This is a genomic window from Clostridium tanneri (assembly GCF_033659955.1).
Taxonomy (GTDB): Bacteria; Bacillota; Clostridia; order Clostridiales; family Clostridiaceae; genus Clostridium_AM; species Clostridium_AM tanneri.
Window position 1 is genome coordinate 1 of record NZ_JARUJP010000012.1, and the last position, 18153, is coordinate 18153.

20 protein-coding genes and 2 riboswitches are annotated in these 18153 nt (G+C 30.9%); of the genes, 14 read left to right on the forward strand and 6 right to left on the reverse strand.

Going from position 1 to position 18153, the window contains the following annotated elements:
• Window positions 1-104 precede the first annotated feature (104 nt).
• The 4 genes from P8V03_RS11120 (at window position 105) to P8V03_RS11135 (ending at window position 2669) form a co-directional block, all read left to right on the forward strand.
• Window positions 105-473: a GntR family transcriptional regulator gene (locus P8V03_RS11120; protein WP_261671809.1), complete on the forward strand. Its 369-nt coding sequence runs from the start codon at window positions 105-107 to the stop codon at window positions 471-473.
• Window positions 474-1169, forward strand: coding sequence for an ABC transporter ATP-binding protein (locus tag P8V03_RS11125; protein ID WP_318798163.1), 696 nt, complete (start codon window positions 474-476; stop codon window positions 1167-1169).
• Window positions 1169-1939, forward strand: coding sequence for a hypothetical protein (locus P8V03_RS11130; RefSeq protein ID WP_318798165.1), 771 nt, complete (start codon window positions 1169-1171; stop codon window positions 1937-1939). The genes P8V03_RS11125 and P8V03_RS11130 overlap by 1 nt, the downstream gene beginning before the upstream one ends.
• A 274-nt stretch (window positions 1940-2213) precedes the next feature.
• Window positions 2214-2669: a CBS domain-containing protein gene (locus P8V03_RS11135; protein WP_318798166.1), complete on the forward strand. Its 456-nt coding sequence runs from the start codon at window positions 2214-2216 to the stop codon at window positions 2667-2669.
• A gap of 63 nt (window positions 2670-2732) precedes the next feature.
• Here the strand turns inward: P8V03_RS11135 and P8V03_RS11140 are convergent, their stop codons facing one another.
• Window positions 2733-4166, reverse strand: a complete 1434-nt coding sequence (locus P8V03_RS11140) for an NCS2 family permease (RefSeq protein WP_318798167.1) — start codon at window positions 4164-4166, stop codon at window positions 2733-2735.
• Window positions 4167-4229: 63 nt separating this feature from the next.
• Window positions 4230-4329, reverse strand: a riboswitch (purine riboswitch).
• 232 nt (window positions 4330-4561) lie between these two features.
• On the opposite strand from P8V03_RS11140, the gene P8V03_RS11145 reads away from it, so the two are divergent.
• Window positions 4562-5413 carry a DegV family protein gene (locus P8V03_RS11145; RefSeq protein WP_318798168.1) on the forward strand — a complete coding sequence of 284 codons (852 nt, stop codon included), beginning with the start codon at window positions 4562-4564 and terminating at the stop codon, window positions 5411-5413.
• A gap of 6 nt (window positions 5414-5419) precedes the next feature.
• On the forward strand, window positions 5420-5869 hold the full coding sequence (locus tag P8V03_RS11150) for a PadR family transcriptional regulator (protein ID WP_261671803.1): 450 nt from the start codon (window positions 5420-5422) through the stop codon (window positions 5867-5869).
• Between the two features lie 95 nt (window positions 5870-5964).
• On the opposite strand, the gene P8V03_RS11155 is transcribed toward P8V03_RS11150, so the two are convergent.
• Window positions 5965-6669, reverse strand: a complete 705-nt coding sequence (locus tag P8V03_RS11155) for a TerC family protein (protein ID WP_318798169.1) — start codon at window positions 6667-6669, stop codon at window positions 5965-5967.
• A gap of 266 nt (window positions 6670-6935) precedes the next feature.
• On the opposite strand from P8V03_RS11155, the gene P8V03_RS11160 reads away from it, so the two are divergent.
• Entirely contained in the window at window positions 6936-7445 is a 510-nt protein-coding gene (locus tag P8V03_RS11160) for a DUF2179 domain-containing protein (RefSeq protein WP_261671801.1), read from the forward strand.
• Between the two features lie 153 nt (window positions 7446-7598).
• The gene (locus P8V03_RS11165; protein WP_261671800.1) at window positions 7599-7964 is read left to right on the forward strand and encodes a response regulator; all 366 of its coding nucleotides are present in this window, start codon (window positions 7599-7601) and stop codon (window positions 7962-7964) included.
• 49 nt (window positions 7965-8013) lie between these two features.
• Here P8V03_RS11165 and P8V03_RS11170 read toward each other — a convergent pair whose 3' ends face one another.
• Entirely contained in the window at window positions 8014-8694 is a 681-nt protein-coding gene (locus P8V03_RS11170) for a 5-methyltetrahydrofolate--homocysteine methyltransferase (RefSeq protein WP_318798170.1), read from the reverse strand.
• 353 nt (window positions 8695-9047) lie between these two features.
• Between P8V03_RS11170 and P8V03_RS11175 the strand changes: the two genes are divergently transcribed.
• The 5 genes from P8V03_RS11175 (at window position 9048) to P8V03_RS11195 (ending at window position 14171) form a co-directional block, all read left to right on the forward strand.
• The gene (locus tag P8V03_RS11175) at window positions 9048-9623 is read left to right on the forward strand and encodes a ferritin family protein (RefSeq protein ID WP_261671798.1); all 576 of its coding nucleotides are present in this window, start codon (window positions 9048-9050) and stop codon (window positions 9621-9623) included.
• Between the two features lie 126 nt (window positions 9624-9749).
• Entirely contained in the window at window positions 9750-11057 is a 1308-nt protein-coding gene (locus P8V03_RS11180; protein WP_318798171.1) for a PQQ-dependent sugar dehydrogenase family protein, read from the forward strand.
• Between the two features lie 34 nt (window positions 11058-11091).
• Complete coding sequence (locus P8V03_RS11185; RefSeq protein ID WP_261671796.1) at window positions 11092-11808, forward strand: zinc dependent phospholipase C family protein; 717 nt, start codon at window positions 11092-11094, stop codon at window positions 11806-11808.
• A gap of 91 nt (window positions 11809-11899) precedes the next feature.
• Window positions 11900-12457, forward strand: a complete 558-nt coding sequence (locus tag P8V03_RS11190) for a methyltransferase domain-containing protein (protein ID WP_318798244.1) — start codon at window positions 11900-11902, stop codon at window positions 12455-12457.
• A complete protein-coding gene (locus P8V03_RS11195) occupies window positions 12432-14171 on the forward strand; it encodes a B12-binding domain-containing radical SAM protein (RefSeq protein WP_318798245.1) in 1740 nt (579 codons plus the stop codon). Before P8V03_RS11190 ends, P8V03_RS11195 begins: the two co-directional genes overlap by 26 nt.
• Window positions 14172-14521: 350 nt before the next feature.
• A riboswitch (glycine riboswitch) is annotated at window positions 14522-14630 on the reverse strand.
• A gap of 263 nt (window positions 14631-14893) precedes the next feature.
• On the opposite strand, the gene P8V03_RS11200 is transcribed toward P8V03_RS11195, so the two are convergent.
• From P8V03_RS11200 to P8V03_RS11210, 3 genes are all read right to left on the reverse strand, one after another.
• On the reverse strand, window positions 14894-15775 hold the full coding sequence (locus P8V03_RS11200) for a Cof-type HAD-IIB family hydrolase (protein ID WP_318798172.1): 882 nt from the start codon (window positions 15773-15775) through the stop codon (window positions 14894-14896).
• A gap of 14 nt (window positions 15776-15789) precedes the next feature.
• The gene (locus P8V03_RS11205) at window positions 15790-16548 is read right to left on the reverse strand and encodes a DeoR/GlpR family DNA-binding transcription regulator (RefSeq protein WP_318798173.1); all 759 of its coding nucleotides are present in this window, start codon (window positions 16546-16548) and stop codon (window positions 15790-15792) included.
• Window positions 16549-16739: 191 nt separating this feature from the next.
• Window positions 16740-17324 carry a LysE family transporter gene (locus tag P8V03_RS11210; RefSeq protein ID WP_318798174.1) on the reverse strand — a complete coding sequence of 195 codons (585 nt, stop codon included), beginning with the start codon at window positions 17322-17324 and terminating at the stop codon, window positions 16740-16742.
• Window positions 17325-17442: 118 nt separating this feature from the next.
• Here P8V03_RS11210 and P8V03_RS11215 point away from each other — a divergent pair, with 118 nt between their 5' ends.
• Complete coding sequence (locus tag P8V03_RS11215) at window positions 17443-17997, forward strand: helix-turn-helix domain-containing protein (protein WP_318798175.1); 555 nt, start codon at window positions 17443-17445, stop codon at window positions 17995-17997.
• The last annotated feature ends 156 nt before the right edge of the window (window positions 17998-18153 follow it).

Sequence of the window (18153 nt, forward strand, 5' to 3'; positions counted from 1 at the left end):
TTAAAATTTTCACAAATATATTGACAGTATCTATGTAGTGGTGTACTATGTAATTAGGTCACTAAAACAACAGATACCTATTGTAAGAACAAGGAGGTGGCATAGTGGGTGTAGATTTTAATACTAAAATACCTATATATATGCAGATAATGAATTTAATAAAAAGAGACATTGTTACTGGTAAGCTAAAACCCGGTGATAAGATACCTTCTGTTAGAGAAATGGCAACAGAGCTTCAGGTAAATCCAAATACACTGCAGAGAGCTTATCAAGAGTTAGAGAGGTTAGGCATAACCTATACACAAAGGGGAATGGGAACTTTTGTAAGGGAGGATATGAATATGATAGATGGGTTAAAAAAGGAAATGGCTAGGGAGATTATAAATAGTTTTATAGAAGGAATGAAGAATCTTGGGTTCAATAAAGAAGAGATTGTAAAAATTGTTGAAGACAAAGTTAAGGAGGAGTTTTAAATGGATACTGTGCTGAAAGCTTCCAATTTAGAAAAAGGATATTTTAATAAAAAAGCTTTAGCTGGGCTGGATTTAGAAGTGAAAAAGGGAAGAATTGTTGGGTTACTAGGACCTAATGGAAGTGGAAAAACAACCTTTTTAAAAATAGCTGCAGGGCTTTTAACTCAGAGTAACGGAGAAATGCTTATAGATGGTCACAAACCGGGGGTATATACAAAAGCTATAGTATCCTATTTACCAGATAAGGATTACTTATACAGGTGGATGAAGATAAAGGATGCTATAGAATTCTTTAAAGATTTCTATAGAGATTTTGATGAAAACAAAAGTAAAGAGCTTTTAGACTTTATGAATTTAGATATTAACAGTAAGGTTAATGCTCTTTCCAAGGGAATGGCAGAAAAGTTATATCTTACTTTAGTGCTTTCAAGAAAAGCAAAGTTATATATACTAGATGAACCTTTAGGAGGGGTAGATCCTACTACCAGAGAAAAGATATTAGATGCTATATTAAAGAACTATAGTGAAGATAGTTCCATGATTATTACAACTCACTTAGTCGCTGATGTTGAAAGATTATTTGATGACGTTGCTTTTATTTCTCAAGGTAAGATAGTGCTCAGCGGCAATGCTGAAGAATTGAGAAATGAAAGGGGAATGTCTATAGATGGAATATACAGGGAGGTTTTTAAGTAATGTTTAATCTGGTTAAATATGAGTTAAAGGGATATTATAAAGACTTTATTATTATATTAAGTGCAATAACCCTTGCTAATTTATTTCTTTTTACTGTAGCCCAGTGGCCGCCACAGGGTAAATTCTTTTTTTCAACATTGATAACTTTTGCTGCTATGATAGTAGTTTTTGTGTGGAATATAAAATTGTTTAGCAGAGATATGTATGAAGACAGTGGTTATTTACTATTTACTTTGCCTCAAAGTGGGTACTCTATACTAGGAGCAAAGCTTGTTACCACAATTATTCAAGTTGCAATAGTAGGTTTAGTAGCTGGGGTTTTTAATTTAATACATCTTAGAAATATTGTTAATTTTAAAGAACTTTTTAGTAGTCTACCCAACTTGATGAATAACGTAAATATAGGTTTCCTTATATTTTTAGCTATAATTAGTATACTAGAGTATGTTTATTTTCTATTAAGTATATATTTTTCAATATCTTTAAGCAAAGTTGCAATAAAAAATAAGAAAATGGGTAAATTAGGTGGGTTTGTAATATTCATAGTGCTGTCTTTAGTAGTAGGAAAAATAACTCAATTGTTAACTGTTACTTTCCCAGAAGTCTTTAATATAAATATACTTACAGCACAGGGAGAGCTTAACTTAGGGGTTGGACTGGGTATCATGGTGGTACCAGTAAATATAGCTGCTGCAGCTTTTAATATTTTATTCTTTATGGTTATGTATATAGCAACTGCTTTTATTTTAGAAAAGAAGGTAGACTTTTAGTAAGTCTAAAGTATGGAGGGACACATTTTAGCGGAAATGTCTAAAATGTGTCTTTTATTTTATAGGTTAGTTATAAATTATTATGTTTAGTAATTATTTTAGATTATATTTTATTGATTAAACTTTTTTATTGAAAAGTATTCACAATAAGTTGTATAATTAAAACATATAGTTATATAATAATAATTACTAATTAAGGGTATATAAATGAAGTTATTAAGTTTAAGAATAACAAAGTTAGCTGATTTAATTTATTTATGGTAGGAGGGTTATTATGAAAGCTCATGAAATTATGATTACGGAAGTATATAAAGTTACAGAGAAGGATACTGTCCGTTCTGTTATCAAGAAATTTATTGAATATCGTATCAGTGGTGTTCCTATAGTAAATGATAGAAATGAAATCGTAGCTTATGTAAGTGATGGAGATATCATGAGATATATTGGAAAACATGAAAATCTGGTCTTTGATTTTTTTTACTATGTTGCCGTTATTAGAGGTGATGATGAAGAATTTGAGGATAGGGTTAAAAAGATATTAGATTTAAATATTCTTGATATTGCTCAGAAGAAGGTTGTAAAGGTTTCTAGAAACGAGAAAATAGAAAATGTTGCCGCCATTTTAGCAAAAAAGAATATTAAAAAACTGCCTGTAGAACATGATGGAGTGTTAGTGGGAATCATTAGTCGAGGAGATGTTATTAGACATTGTTTCAAGTCTATAATTTAGGTTATAAAGTAAAAAAGAAGAGAACTTAGATAGGCGTTATCTAAGTTCTCTTCTTTTAATCTGCTATTGTGGCAATAATACAAATCTAATTATAAATAATGCTGCAAGTATATAAATAATAGGATGAACTTCCTTATGCTTTCCTGTGAAAACCTTCATTATAGGATAGAATATTATTCCTGCTGCTATACCATTTGCTATACTATAGCTAAAAGGCATAATTGCTATTGTAAAGAAAGCAGGTACTGCTTCTGTAAAATCATCGAAGTTGATATCTTTAACTGCTCCAAGCATTAGAACTCCCACAATTACTAAAGCAGGGGCAGTTGCTTCTGCAGGAACTATTCCAACAACTCCGCCTAAAAATAATGCTAATACAAATAAAATTCCAGTAACTAGTGAAGTAAGGCCCGTTCTTCCACCTTCGGCTATACCAGCAGTAGACTCAATATAAGTTGCAGTAGTTGTAGTACCGAATAAAGAACTTATGGTAGTAGCTAAAGCATCGGATAAAAGAGCTTTTTTCATGTTTTTTATCTTACCATCTGGCAAAATCATGTCCGCTTTTTGAGCCGTTCCAACCAAAGTTCCTATAGTATCAAATAAATCTACAAGACTAAAGGTTAAAACTACCATTACTATACTAGTCAAGGCTCCTATAAAACCGGCACCATTATGAGATAACAAACCATTAAAATCAAAGGCCATGAAAGTTGGTGCTATTGATGCTGGAGCACTTAATAATTTTAAACCGGAGATATTTGTTATACCCATAGGTATACCAATTAAAGTAGTTACACATATAGAGATAAGCATTGCACCTTTAACGGCTCTAGCCATTAAAATACCCATAATTATAATACCTATTAAGGTAAGTATAGTGTGTGGGTCTGAAAAGTTGCCAAAAGCAACTAGTGTAGATGGATTAGAAACTATAATACTTCCACTTTTTAGACCTATTAAAGCTATGAAAAGACCTATACCTCCAGTTATAGCAATTTTTAAGTTCTCTGGTAGGCTGTCCACTATTTTTTCACGGATAGAGGTAACTGTTATAAGTATAAATAAAATACCTGAAAGAAACACTGCTGCTAAAGCTTGTTGCCATGTGTAGCCTAAAGTTAAACATACGCTGTAGGAAAAGAAAGCTGTAAGGCCAATTCCTGGTGCAACTGCAAAAGGCAGGTTACCGTAGAGTGCCATAACTATAGTACCAATAGCTGAGGTTAGACACATACCTACATAAGCTGAAGCAATAACAGGATCATTTATAGCAGTAAGACTAGCAGCTGCATCTCCTTTTGCACCGAGAGCATTCATACCTGAAAATTTTAAAACATTTGGTATTACAAGAAGGGCATAAGCCATAGTTACGAAAGTAGTAAAACCTGCTAAAATCTCAGTCTTAACATTAGTTTTATTAGCTGACAATTGAAAAAATGACTCAAATATTGATTTTTTTTCTTTCTTAGTTTCTTTTGAAAATGATGTATCCATTTTTATCCTCCATAAAACAAAAAGTTCTGCCATCGAATTATGAGTAAACCCGATAACAGAATTATTTTATGCGGATTCACCCATAGTGAGAAATTTACGGCTTCTCGTAGAAACTTCTGAACCATATTATCAGAAATATATGGATGGCTTGTTTTAAATATATTAATAAGTATGTTATCATCGTGAATAATGAAAGTCAATAAACAATTAAAAAGATGTAATTGTGTGAAAATTGCACTTATTAAAGCTTCATATGATATAAAGGTATAACTAAGATGTTTTGATAGATAATTATCAATAGTGATAGGTATCAATGTTGATAATTAAACATATGGTGTTATAATTAATAGTAGAGTAAAAATTTTACTTTTAGGTTATTGTTAGGAGGAGTAGAAGTGAGTAAAATTGCTTTAATTACTGATACTACAAGTAATTTATCAAAGGAGAAAATAGAGAAGTATAATGTGAAGATACTTCCTTTTAGAATTATATATAAGGATAGAGAATATAGAGATCAAATTGATATTTCACCGGAAGAAGTATATGATAATTTAGAAAAAGAGATACCTACATCTTCAATGCCCTCTATGGAGGATATGGAAAGCTTGTATAATTCTTTAGAAGAGCAGGGATACACTCATGCTATAGCGGTGGTGCTGTCTACAGGTTTATCTGGAATATACAATGGTTTAAAGGTAGTAAGTGAAAATCATTCAAAGATAAAAACATTTATATTCGACTCTAAATCAATTGCTATTGGAGAAGGGGTAATAATAGAGGAATGTGCAAAGCTTATACAACAGGGGGAAAGTTTTGAGGAAATAGTTTCTAGGATTCCTTCTATTAGAGAAAGAATTAACTTATTTTTTGTAGTAGGTACATTGGAATACTTAAAAAGGGGCGGAAGAATAGGAAAAGTTTCAGGCACTATAGGAGAACTACTAAATATAAAGCCTATTGTTTCTGTTGATATTAAGGATGGAAAGTATTATACTTATGATAAGGTTAGGGGACGAAAACAATCCTTGAATAGAATCGTTGAGATTTGTAATGGAATTGCAGATAAAAAGAAATGTAGGCTTTATGCTATGCATGGTAATTCGCTGGAGGATTCTAAAAAAGTTTTCAAAGATATAGCTAATCACCCAAATGTTACAGAAGCTGAATTTATTGGGTGCATCAGCCCAGTAGCAGGGGTACATAGTGGCCCAGGTCTGGTAGGCGTGGTATTATTTGAGGAAGAATAGGGGTTTATGAGTAAGATAGATATGGGTAGGGATACAAGGGAAGAAGAAAAACGATTATACGAAGAATATAAAAGAAAATTAGCAGAATTAAAAAAGGTTCAGAAGGAAAAGGAGGCAGTAGGTCAGGTTTTTACTAAAGGACTGCTTCCTCTTTATGTATTATATATATTAAGCAATGGAGCTACAAATGGAAATGATATAGCCCATAAGATAGGTGAAAGAACTAAAGGAAGATGGATACCTAGTACAGGAGGAATATATCCACTTTTAAAAAAATTAGAAAAGGAAAAAATGGTTGTAGGTAAATGGGATGATTCTAGCAAAAAGATGCAGAAGATATATACCATTACAGAAATAGGACTTAAAGAATTAGAAGAAAGAAAAGAGCTTTTAAAAGGAAAGATACAAGAGGCGTTAGAGGTTTTTAAAATAGTATATAAGGACTTATATGATTAGGGAGTTGAATTTATAGAATTGGACTTCCTTTTTAGTTTAAGAAAATAAGCTCTACTTTTGCAATGGATTCAAGTAGAGCTTAAAGCTTGGTAGTTTTAAAGCTTTTGTTGCCTATAATCTTTAAAACTAATTTTTTTTGGTTTATTTATTATATAGATGCCATAAATAAGTGTAAGTAACGCAGCTGCATAAGGCACTACTAAGCTGAAAATGTGAGGAACATAGTTCGCTAGCAGCTTGTCTTCTAGTAGCATTTTAAAAGAAGTATGTGCAAGCACTGCACCACCTATATAGATTACTAGCGGATGCTTGTTCATTAGTTTTGCAACATACTGACTTCCGAAAAATATTATAGGAATGTTTAAAAGCAATCCAAATACAATAAGTCCAATGCTTCCCTGAGCGGCTCCAGCAATGGCTAACACATTGTCTAAGCTCATAGTTATGTCAGCTATTATAATACTCCAAACAGCTCCCATAAATTTATTTGACACCTTTACATGATGATCCTCTTCTGCCTTTTCCGGTCTAATAAAATTCCAAGTTATCTTTACTAAGAGTATACCGCCTACCAGCCTTATTGGCAGCCACTCAATCATTAAAATATATGTAATAAGGGATGCGAAAATAATTCTTAGTGACACCGCACCAAAGACCCCTATAGCAGAAGCTCGTTTAGCGTACTTTTCTGGAAGGTTTCTTGTAGCTAATGCAATTACACCTATGTTATCACCACTTAATACTATGTCTAAAAGGGTTATTTGAGCTGCACCTATTAAAAATGTTATAAAGTTATCCATATATCTACTCCTTTTTTTAGTGTTAGTAAAATTTAATGTCTCCATATTATTTTAACATAGAAAAAGAATAATTCAAAATAACTAAAAGGAAATGATTTTAAAATATATTAATGTAATTTTACTAGATTTATTAAATTATATTAATTTAACTTAATTTGTATAACTATGATTTTTAAGTAGACATAATTAAAATTTAATGGGAAATGTGTACATATGGTCAACCTATGTAATATAATATATAGGATATAGGGAATGGAGGAGAGAGGATGGGAACTTATTTATTTATTTTTTTTGCTAAAATTGTAGAAGTAGCTTTAATGACAGTTAGGACAGTAATGATAACAAGAGGTGAAAAACTATATGGCTCAATAATTGGGTTTATTGAAGTTTCTATATGGTTATACGTAGTTAGTAAAGTACTTGTAGGTATAGATCAAGACCCAATAAAGATGGTTGTCTACGCTTTTGGCTTTACCTGTGGAAATTATATTGGTTGTATTTTAGAGGAAAAGCTTGCTATAGGAGTTTTAACTATAAATGTTATAACTTCAGAACAGGATGGAGAAGAATTAGCTCAAATATTAAGAGAGCAGAAAATTGGTGTTACCATAATAGATGCTGAAGGATTAAAAGATGAGAAGAAAATTTTAGTTATACATGCAAAAAGAAAGAGAAGAAAAGAAATAATAGATTTAATACACAGTTCTGACATAAAGGCTGTAGTTTCTATAACAGATACTAAAACAGTATATGGGGGATATGGAATTAGAAAATAAATACCAGAAAATACTATTCCATATAGCTTTAAAGATTATTACTAAAATTTATAGGTGTTATTTGAAAAAATAATTAGAATAGTAGGTAGGTTTATATAGTATAATATTTATGTTATATAATTCAAATTATAACAAAGGAGAACTAGTTTAATTATGGGAGTACTAATAGTAGATGATTCTAAATTTATGAGAAATATCATAATAGAAATATTAGAAAAGAATAATATTAAGGTATCTGGAGAAGCCTCAAATGGAAGGGAAGCTGTAACAAAATACAAGGAACTAAAACCTACTGTAGTTACTATGGACTTAACTATGAGAGAAATGACAGGGTTGGAAGCCGTTAAGGAAATCATAAAGATAGATTCAAAGGCCTACGTAATTGTATGCTCAGCTATGGGGCAGCAGCAAATAATAAGAGAAGCTATAGAAGAAGGTGCCAAAGGATTTGTAATAAAGCCCTTTGATGAGGATGAGTTATTAAAGGAAATAAACAAAGCCTTCAAATTGAAAGGCTAGGAATAGCGTTGAAAAGGTATTATAAAGAAATTCTAGAATAGGCTGCATTTTATGCGCAGCCTATTTTTTTTATGCAAGAATCTTCATTGGACTCAGAAGTATTTCTCATGCTGCAGGTAGTATTGAAACAAGTATCGCAGCTATGATCTTTTTGTTGGTTTAAAATCAGACTTTCATCGGCGCCATATACATAAGACATGGACTTTGATGGAGACAATAAACAGCCATTAGAAATACTAAGATTAAGTACATTCTTACACTGTAACTTATTTACTATTTCCTTTTGATATTCAAGACCAATTTCCCCATCTCCAGGAGCTATTTTTCTAGTGAGACCTAGACCTATATCATGTGCTTTCTCACAAATTTCTCTAAAAAGTTGTGAGCTTACATCGAAAAGGTAAGAACTGGTCATAGAATCGAATAATATTGCTTCAAAAAACTTTCCTTGGTTAAAAAGGTCATCTATCTTTTCTGAGGAACTTTTTCCAAGAGTAACGGCACAATATAGTATAAATTTGCAGTTTTCTAACAAATCTAAATTTAAGTCTTCGGTTTTTTTATCTAATTTAAATATACCCATAGGTTTAGAATATTCTCTTACTAAAGGAAGTAGGTTATCGTACATTTCGCTTAGCGTCTTAAAGGGAGGTGTCTCGCAATAAGATTGTACTGAGGTAATGATCTTATTTTTATTTAATTCAAATTTAAAATCTGATACTATATTCATGAGCTAAACCTCCTGCTTTTAATAATCTTATAGGTATATTATATCGGAATAAAAATTAAAATGCAAGTAAAAGCTTATTGTTATTCATAATTTTATATTAAATATTGGATTGAAGGTCAATTTAAGTGCCAATTTGGTTTGTAATGGACTTAAACTTGCATCTGTTTAAGATTTAATTATATTTAGTATTGCGAAACATATTGGTTTTGGTTCATATTAATGTATAACCTATGTATATATATAATAGAATTTTCTGCTAATGTCCATTAGATAGAATAAATTTAAGTTGCTGTTTTAAGGAATGTTCATGTTATACTTAAGATAGTAGAACATTAATAGAAAGGAAGAGTGTTATGAATAAGTTGATATGTGTAGTATGTGGAATGGAGATAAACGATAAAAACTATGATTTTAACAAAGAGGGTTTTATAACCTCAAATCACATTGATAATATAGATACATGTCCATTCTGTGGTGCCAATAAGGAGTATTTAGTGCAAGGGGGAAAAGCTATTGAATTTGGAGATAGTGGAAAATTAGACAGCACTACATTAAAAATAATAGACCATGCGGTAAAGTTAGAAATTTTTAATGGAGACTTTTATAAAAAGGCATCAAAGATTGCAAAGGATGAAAAGGTAAAAAAAGTTTTTGAAGCTCTATCTAGAATAGAGTATATGCATGCTAGAATACATAAGAAGATAGGTGGATTTACAGAAGACCCTGTACTTAGGGAGATGGATTATTCCAAGTATAATTCTGATGAGATCTTATTAGAAATGGCTTGCAAGAGGGAAAAACATGCTGTTGAATATTATGAGAAGTATAGTAGTGTGGTAGAAGATAAAAATATAAAAAGTATATTTAAGGCACTATCTATGGTTGAGGAAGAGCATATTCAACTTACAGATAAAGGACAAACTCTATAGGATAAATAATAACTGAAAGCAAGCTTATTTATTAAAAAATATTAAATACAATGACTGCTATATACATATACAGTAGAATTTTAAAATATATATATTTTAAAGAAATATAATGAGGAGATTATAACTATGAAGAAATTTATAAAGATTCTACTGTTTTGTGTTTTTATATTTATAGCAGTCTTTTTAATTACCAGTCATTATACTAAGGATAAGGAAATTGGAAATATAGACATAAAAAACAATAGCTTAAACTATAGTGTAATATATAAGGGATTGATAGGTGCACAGGATTTTGCAATAGACAATGTTGGTAATCATTACATAGCTTATAAAAATAGAATTCAAATTATTGAAAGCGATGGAAAGAGTTATGATATATTAAAGGACCAAAACCTAGATATCTTCAGTATAGATTACTTTGATAGTAAACTTTACTATTCTTCTGGTACTAAGGTTTATTGTTATGATTTAAAGAGTAAGAAAAACGCTGTAATAATTAAGGACATGCCAAACTACGGTGATTACAAGAATAGTATGATAAAAATAAGGGGAGATTATCTCTATATAGCAATAGGTTCGGCAACTAACTCTGGGGTGGTAGGCGATGATAACAAATGGACTAAGGAGAACTTTTATGCTCATGATATAACTCCTAAAGATATAACTTTAAAAGGAATAAACTTTGGAGTGGATAAAACAGGAGCTTTTCAAAGCTATAGAACAAAAAGTATAAAGGGACAAATTATTCCTGAACACTTTCCAGGCAACTCATCTATTATTATTTATAATTTAAAAACCGGTAACAGTGAAACCTTCGCATGGGGTATAAGAAACATTACTGGAATGGACTTTAATAGTGAAAGTAAGTTAATATCCTCTGTAGGAGGAATGGAAAATAGAGGTATTAGGCCTATTATAGGAGATACAGACTATATATATGAAATAAAAAAAGGAGTCTGGTACGGATGGCCTGACTATAGCGGAGGGGACCCGGTAAATTCGCCTAAATTTAAAAGTAATAAAGGAATTTCTACCCAGTTTATATTAGAAAATCATCCAACTACAAATCCACCGGCACCATTATATCAACATAAGGCTGTTAGTAGTATAGAGGCTTTAGCGGTGGATAGCAGCAGTATTTTAGGTGAAAAAAATTGTATATATTTCTACGATAAATCAGATAATGTAGTATATGGATTTAGTGGAGCAGGAGCAGTTAAAGAGTATGTTAAGTTTAATAGCAATAGTTTAGTTTCTAATATTAAGTTTGGAAAAAGTTCATTATTAATACTAGATGGAAAGAATGGTTTATTATATAGCATAGAGAAGAATAATATAAGTAATAATCTGAGAATAGATAAGAATCTTTATTTTTATCTTCTTGCTACTACTATCTTTGCAATACTTGTTCTTCTAAAAATTCAGAAAGAATAGCCTAATATTTAAAGAAGAGGAGATAGATTAACAAATGAGAGGCAGATTAGAGAAAACCTATGGCAATACACTAAGAGGAATATTTACCGCAGTTAATCCTGTTAAAAAGAAAATTTTAAAAACACACTGTACTGTTCATAAATTCATAATGATACAGGCCATTGAAATACTAAAAAATGATGGGTATGAAAAAGAATATGATTTTTTCAGAAGGTATATAAGCGCTTTAAATGCTGGTGTAGCTTGGGCTGATCAAGATTTTAAAAGTTCAAATCATTTCTACCATATTACTAAAGGAAGAGGATTATACGGTTTTTCAGATGCCTTAACTGAATGTAAAACCTATTATAATAAATCTATGGAATATCTAAACAAGAAGGATATAGAAAAGGCTTTGTTTTATTTTGGATCAGCCTGTCACTTAGTACATGACGTAACAGTGCCACACCATGTAAACAATAAACTTCTAAAAAATCATAGAAAATTTGAACTGTGGATTATAGGAAGGCTTATGACTGACTACTCCTTTGAAGCCAAAAGTGGAACAGTATTATATGATACTTTAGAAGACTATATAAAGAATAATTCTATAATGGCAAACAGCACCTATATAAAGTATTTAAATATACCTTCTAGAGATGAAAGGTATGGCAAGGTAGCAAGAACTATCTTAAAGGAAGCTCAACGTACTACCGCAGGTTTGATGGTTAAATACTACGACGAAATGAAAAAATTAAAAATTCTTCCATAATATGGAGGAATTTTTTTTTATATGCAGAAAGTATATATTAAAGTACTTTACAAAGGAAGGTGGTAATTTGAAAAAACAAGTGTTCATTAATATGGAAAAAGAGATATTTAGGGGGAACGTGCTGGATATAGGTTTAGAGAATTATGGCATAGTGTATAATATATATAAAGAGTATAATGACAAAGTTAATGTAGAATACATAAATGGAAAAGAAGAGCAGGAGAAAATAAAAGAGAATTTTTATGACAGCTGTATAATGCTATTTTCCTTTAGCAACCTGTGGTTTAAGAAGGATAAGAAAAAATTTATTAGGGATATATATAGATATTTAGCTAAAGATGGTCTATTATATATTTGGGATATAGATAAAGGATATAGAAAAATATTTAATTCAGTAATTAAAATCCTAGCCCCTGGAAGAAAACTTAAGAAAATAAAGATAAAAGATTTAAATATTTTTAAGGATAGTTCTAGGGAGAATTCAGTTAAGTTATTGGAAGAATACTTTGAAATATTAGATTTAAAGGCTTCTGATGGAATATATTATATTAAGGCTAAAAAAAAGTCCTTAGTACAGCAGTGTACCGAGGATAAAAGGAATGAGAAAGGAATTGAAGAAAAAGATGAAAGTTGTGTTAACAGCGCTTAATTCACAGTTTATTCATAGTAATTTAGCAGTAAGATACATAAAAGCTTACACTAAGGATTTAGACTATCACTGCATAGTAAAAGAATTTTCAATTAATGACAGAAGAGAAAAGGTGTTAGAGGAGCTTATGAGAGAGAAGCCAGATATACTGGCTTTTTCTTGTTACATATGGAATATAGAACTTGTACAGTCTATTGCTAAATTAGTAAAGCTTGTAGATCCAAAGATAGAGATTGTATATGGAGGGCCTGAAGTTTCCTATGACAGCAAAAGCTTCTTAGAAGAAAATCCAGGAGAATATGTAATATTCGGAGAAGGAGAAGAAAGTTTTTATCAGTTCCTATCCTGGAGATTAGAATATGAAAAATTTAAAAAGGAGTCCATAGCTAGCGAAGAGCGCCTAGAATTGGAAAAACAGTTTTTGAAAAGACGTAGGAATATTGCAGGACTATGTTTTAAAGAAAAGGGAGAAGTGGTTCTTAATTTACATAGAGAGCTATTGGATATGAATAGGTTAGTATTTCCATACCAGGAAGATGATAACCTAGAAAATAAAATAGTATATTATGAAGCTTCAAGGGGATGTCCTTTTAACTGTAAATACTGTATATCTTCTACTATTCATGGAGTTAGATTTTTAGAGCTAGAGAGAGTTAAGAAGGAACTGAAGTTTTTGGTGGATAAAAAGGTAAAATTATTAAAATTCGTAGATAGAACCTTTAACTGCAGCAGTAAATTTGCTAGAGCAATTTGGGAATATTTGATGACATTAGATACAGAAACTACCTTTCATTTTGAGATTTCAGCAGATATATTAGATGATGAACAACTAGAGCTATTGTCTAGAGCGCCTAAGGGAAGATTTCAGTTTGAGGTAGGAGTACAGACAACTAATAATCAGGTGTTAAAGAATATAAATAGATTTGTGTCCTTTGAAGATATTAAAAAGCAAGTTGTGGAATTAAATAAGTATAAAAATATAAATCAACATTTAGATTTAATTGCAGGACTTCCAGGAGAAGATTTTCAATCCTTTAAGAAATCCTTCAATGATTTATATAGTATCCAGCCTGATGAGATACAGCTTGGCTTTCTAAAAGTACTGAAGGGATCGCCAATGGAAGCAGAAGCTAAGCAGTGGGGGATAGTTCATTCTCCTTATAGTCCCTACGAAGTACTTAAAACTAAAGATATTAGTTATGAAGAGCTTCTCATACTAAAGAAGGTAGAAGAGGTTGTAGATAAATACTATAATTCAGGTAAGTTTAAAAATATATTAAAGTATTTTTTACCAGAGTTTAAAACTCCTTTTGATTTTTACTATGAATTAGGGATGTTCTTCTATAATAAAGGTTATTTAAGCAGAAATATATCTTCCGCAGATTACTATAAGGTTTTTATAGAATTTAATGAAGAAAAGTTGGAAAAGAGTAGTGAAATGTTAAAAGAGATAATTAAATATGATTATCTTAAATTTAATAAAAAGAAATGGCTTCCAGAGTTTCTAAATAGGGAAAGAATTAAGGAAGAAGAGAGAAAGGTTAAAGACATTATAGAGGCAGGTAAAATTAAAGTGTCAGATAAGTATCATATAGAAAAGTTTTTTATGGATATGGAAAGTTATGTGTTAAGTGGTAAATTAATAGAAAAACAACTTTATGTAATATTTGATGAGAAGGAACATAATGAGTTTTTTGTAGAAGATTTAGTATAAAGATGATACTGAATGGAATGCTTGCTCAAAGGGATTTTGAGCAAGCATCTTTAATAAGCTGAAAATATTAATTATATTATATTTAAAGATAGATATATTATTATAGTTTTAGAATTGATGTTTACAAATTACTACTAATAAACAAATTATACTCATCATCCTTCCCCCTTGTTCTAGTATTGATATGTATAATCATTATGAAAGTATATATAATAACAAAAGAAAAAGAGGATATGCAGCAATGCAAAATTATGCTATTGCCACATATCCTCTGTTTTTTTACCTGAGAGTATCGATAAAAGTTATCTTCCACCTTTGGTTCTGTTTTAAAAACAGTATTTTCAGAGCTCCGTCCAATATCGTTAATGGTACCTGAGAGTTTCTTATACAGACGTGGAGATGTATAATTGCTCCTTCGGTTAACAACTTTTAAGAGTTGTTATCTCACGATATTTTCATCCGAAAAATATTTAATTTTCTTTCTAATATAATCATATCATTTCATGACGATGTTATCAATTGTATAAAGTGTTAAATTTATTAGTTATTTATTAATATTTGGTAAATATTAAAATGTCCATTGAGTAACTAAATATCCTAGTATGATTTGAGTTTCAAGTGTTGGAAAAAACCAGAATCTAAGAGTAAGATTCTGGTTTTCCAGTTTCGAAAAGCATTTAGCAATTTTCGTTTATATAATCCTACCGTCACGCCCAAAGTGGTTACGCCGGAGTGGATTTAGCTTTTAAGTTGCTTATAAAGTCCCCTATAAAATGTGCTACTCCGTTAAGATTATTAGACAGGGAAACGTATTTGCAGATCTTTTTTATATCATCATCAGCATTTCCCATAGCAACACTTATACCAACCTTTTTAAACATTGACACATCATTGTAGTTGTCTCCAAAGGCTGCAACACTTTCCAAAGGAATTTCTAGGTGTTTACTTAGATATTCCAAGGAATTGCCTTTAGAGGCATCTTTATTTACTAACTCAAAGTTATATTCATTGGATATAACCATAGATAATTCTTTGAATTTTCTGTAGTGATCTCTACTATGATTAAGTTTATTTTTATCAAAGGACACAGCAGTTATACTACAAAAATCTAAATTTGATTTAAGAATATCATCTTTGCATTTCACAGGTTTAATGCCTTTCTGGGAAAATATTAAGGTTATAATATTATTAATAAGTTCTTCTTTAAGAGAAGAATTATTAGTTTTTGCTATATCGAAGTCCTTTCTTAACAAACCTTCTGCGTTATGAGGTATAAATAAATTCTCAGCTGTAGATATTTCATAAAGATATTCATTTTCATTAAGCCAATTAAGTACATATTCAAGAGAATCCTTATCTATAGTCCATGATTTAAGCTTTTTACCTTCTTTAGAAAATATCAAAGAACCGTTATTTGATATTATATGGGCATTAATATCAGCTTTTTTACACAGGTGCCTTGCATCGGAATAAGTTCTACCTGTAGCTATAGCTATTTCTATTCCTTTTTCCTTTGCTAATCTTAGAGCCTCTGAGTTTTCTTGACTTATTTCATGATTTGAATTTAAAAGAGTTCCATCTAAATCTGTAGCAATAAGTTTCATTATAATCCTCCTAACTATTCAGCTATAATTAAATTTACATTGTTTTTATGTAAGATCTCCATAAACTCTTCATCTGGGCATTTATCAGTGATTACTAAATCTATTTTTGAGAGATCGCATACCTTAAAACTAGCAGTTTTATTAAATTTTGTGTGATCTGCTAAAACTATAGCTTCTCTAGACTGTTCAACCATTTTTCGCATAACTGCAGCATCTTCAGCATCCGCTACGGAGATTCCCCTTGATGATATAGCTAATGCACCTAGAAAGGATTTATCTGCATAATAGTAGGAAAGCATATCAATTGTAGTATTTCCATATAAAAATCTATGTTGATTATTTAGCCTTCCTCCGAGAAGAAAGGTTTTCACTTTATCTTTTTTAGAAAGAATATCTGCTACATTTATTGAATTAGTGATTACATTACATTCCTTGTCCTCTAAGAATTCTGCAGAGGCTTGAACTGTTGTTGAGGTATCAAAAATTATAGTTTCTCTTTTCTTAATAAGGGAAGCGCTGAGTCTAGCAATTTTATGCTTCTCTTTCACATCAAATAACAGTCTTTCAGAATAGCTTTTTATCTCTTCCTTTGGCAATGGAAGTATTGCACCACCATGGGTTCTAATAATAGTACCTTGCTTTTCTAAGTTAACTAAGTCCCTGCGGGCAGTATCTCGTGAAACATCGTATAACTTACATATTTCCTCTACGCTTATTCTCTTATTTTCATTTAAATAATCTAATATTAGCTGCATTCTTTCTTCCTGATACATATAAATCACCTCTGTAACAAAATACTATATAAGTAGATTATAATTAAGTATAAGTGATTTGTCAATGAACTACAAGTAATTATAAGTGTATGTAAGTAAAAATGCCAGATAAATTGATTATCTAGCACTTTTTACTATACCTAGGAGAGACAGCAGCTTGGAGATTAACTAAAGTAAGTATTTAGCTTTAATTAAAGAAATAATGAAACTGCGCAATAAACAAGAAGTAGAGACATAACAGTATTGACTACTTTACTATTTTTAGAAAGAAATTTTTGGAATAAGGAACCAAATAGAGTCCAGCAGCTGGTTGCTATAAAACCAGCAGAGGCAAGGATTAAACAAAAGATTGCAAGCATGGATATAGAGTTATAGTGAGGTATTACAAATGTTGAGATTGTTGTAACGCTATAAAGAATGACATTTGGATTTATAAATTGTAAAAGCAAACCGAATAAAAATGTATTCGTAGCTTTTTCAGGTTTGTCTTCACTTAAAGGTTTGCTAGTGAAGGTTTTCCATGAAAGCCATAACATATAAGCTGCTCCAATACAGGCCATAATTGGCTTAATTGAAGGAATAAAAGTGTAAAGAGCCATGCTGAAAATGCTAGACAGAGCCGTTACAATAAGTACACCAAAAAATATACCTACATTAAATATTAAACTCTTCTTAAATCCGTATCGACTGGCATTTGACATTGAAATGATACTATTTGGTCCCGGTGAAAAGTTTGCAATAAGAACATAGGACAAAAATGCTGGAAAATTCATCATAAATATTTACCCCCCTTATAAGTGTATGATATAATACATGAAAAGTATAATATATCATACGTATACTATAATGGTACTATTTGTGCATTATACTGTCAATAGTTGGAGGTGGAATTTTTTGAATAATCTAAACTTTATTATTGCTGAGAACTTAAAAGAGCTTCGTGAGAAGAAGAAACTTAGCCTTGAAAGTGTCTCAAAATTGACCGGTGTAAGTAAAAGTATGCTTGGACAAATTGAGAGATGTGAAGTTAATCCCACTGTGTCAACGGTATGGAAGATTGCAAATGGATTAAAAATATCCTGCACTCAACTTATGAGCAAGCCAGAGGCTGACTTTGAACTTGTATATAAGTCTAAAGTTCAACCACTTATTGAGGATAGCGGTAGAGTAAGGATATTTCCTGTATTCGCCTTTGATAGTGAGAGGCGGTTTGAAATGTATTCTCTTGAGGTTGACGGTGAAGGCTATCTATCTACAGAAGCTCATCAACAGGGGACACAGGAATTTATTACTGTATTCTCAGGAGAACTTACTGTCAATGTAAATGGTGAAGATTTTATGGTAGAAAAGGGGAATTCTATACGGTTTAAGGCAGACAGCTCTCACTATTACAAAAACACAGGCTCTGATCTTTGTTCATTAACTATGGTTATTTACTATCCGTTATAAAACTATGTGCTGAATAATTCGGTTTATTAGAAATTGTATAAGGACTCTGTTATAATGCACACTTTTGCATTATAACAGAGTCCTTTTTCTTAAAAATAGGGATGAATTTATACAAACCTAATCTATCTAAGACCAGTCTATATGAAATCCTCCAAT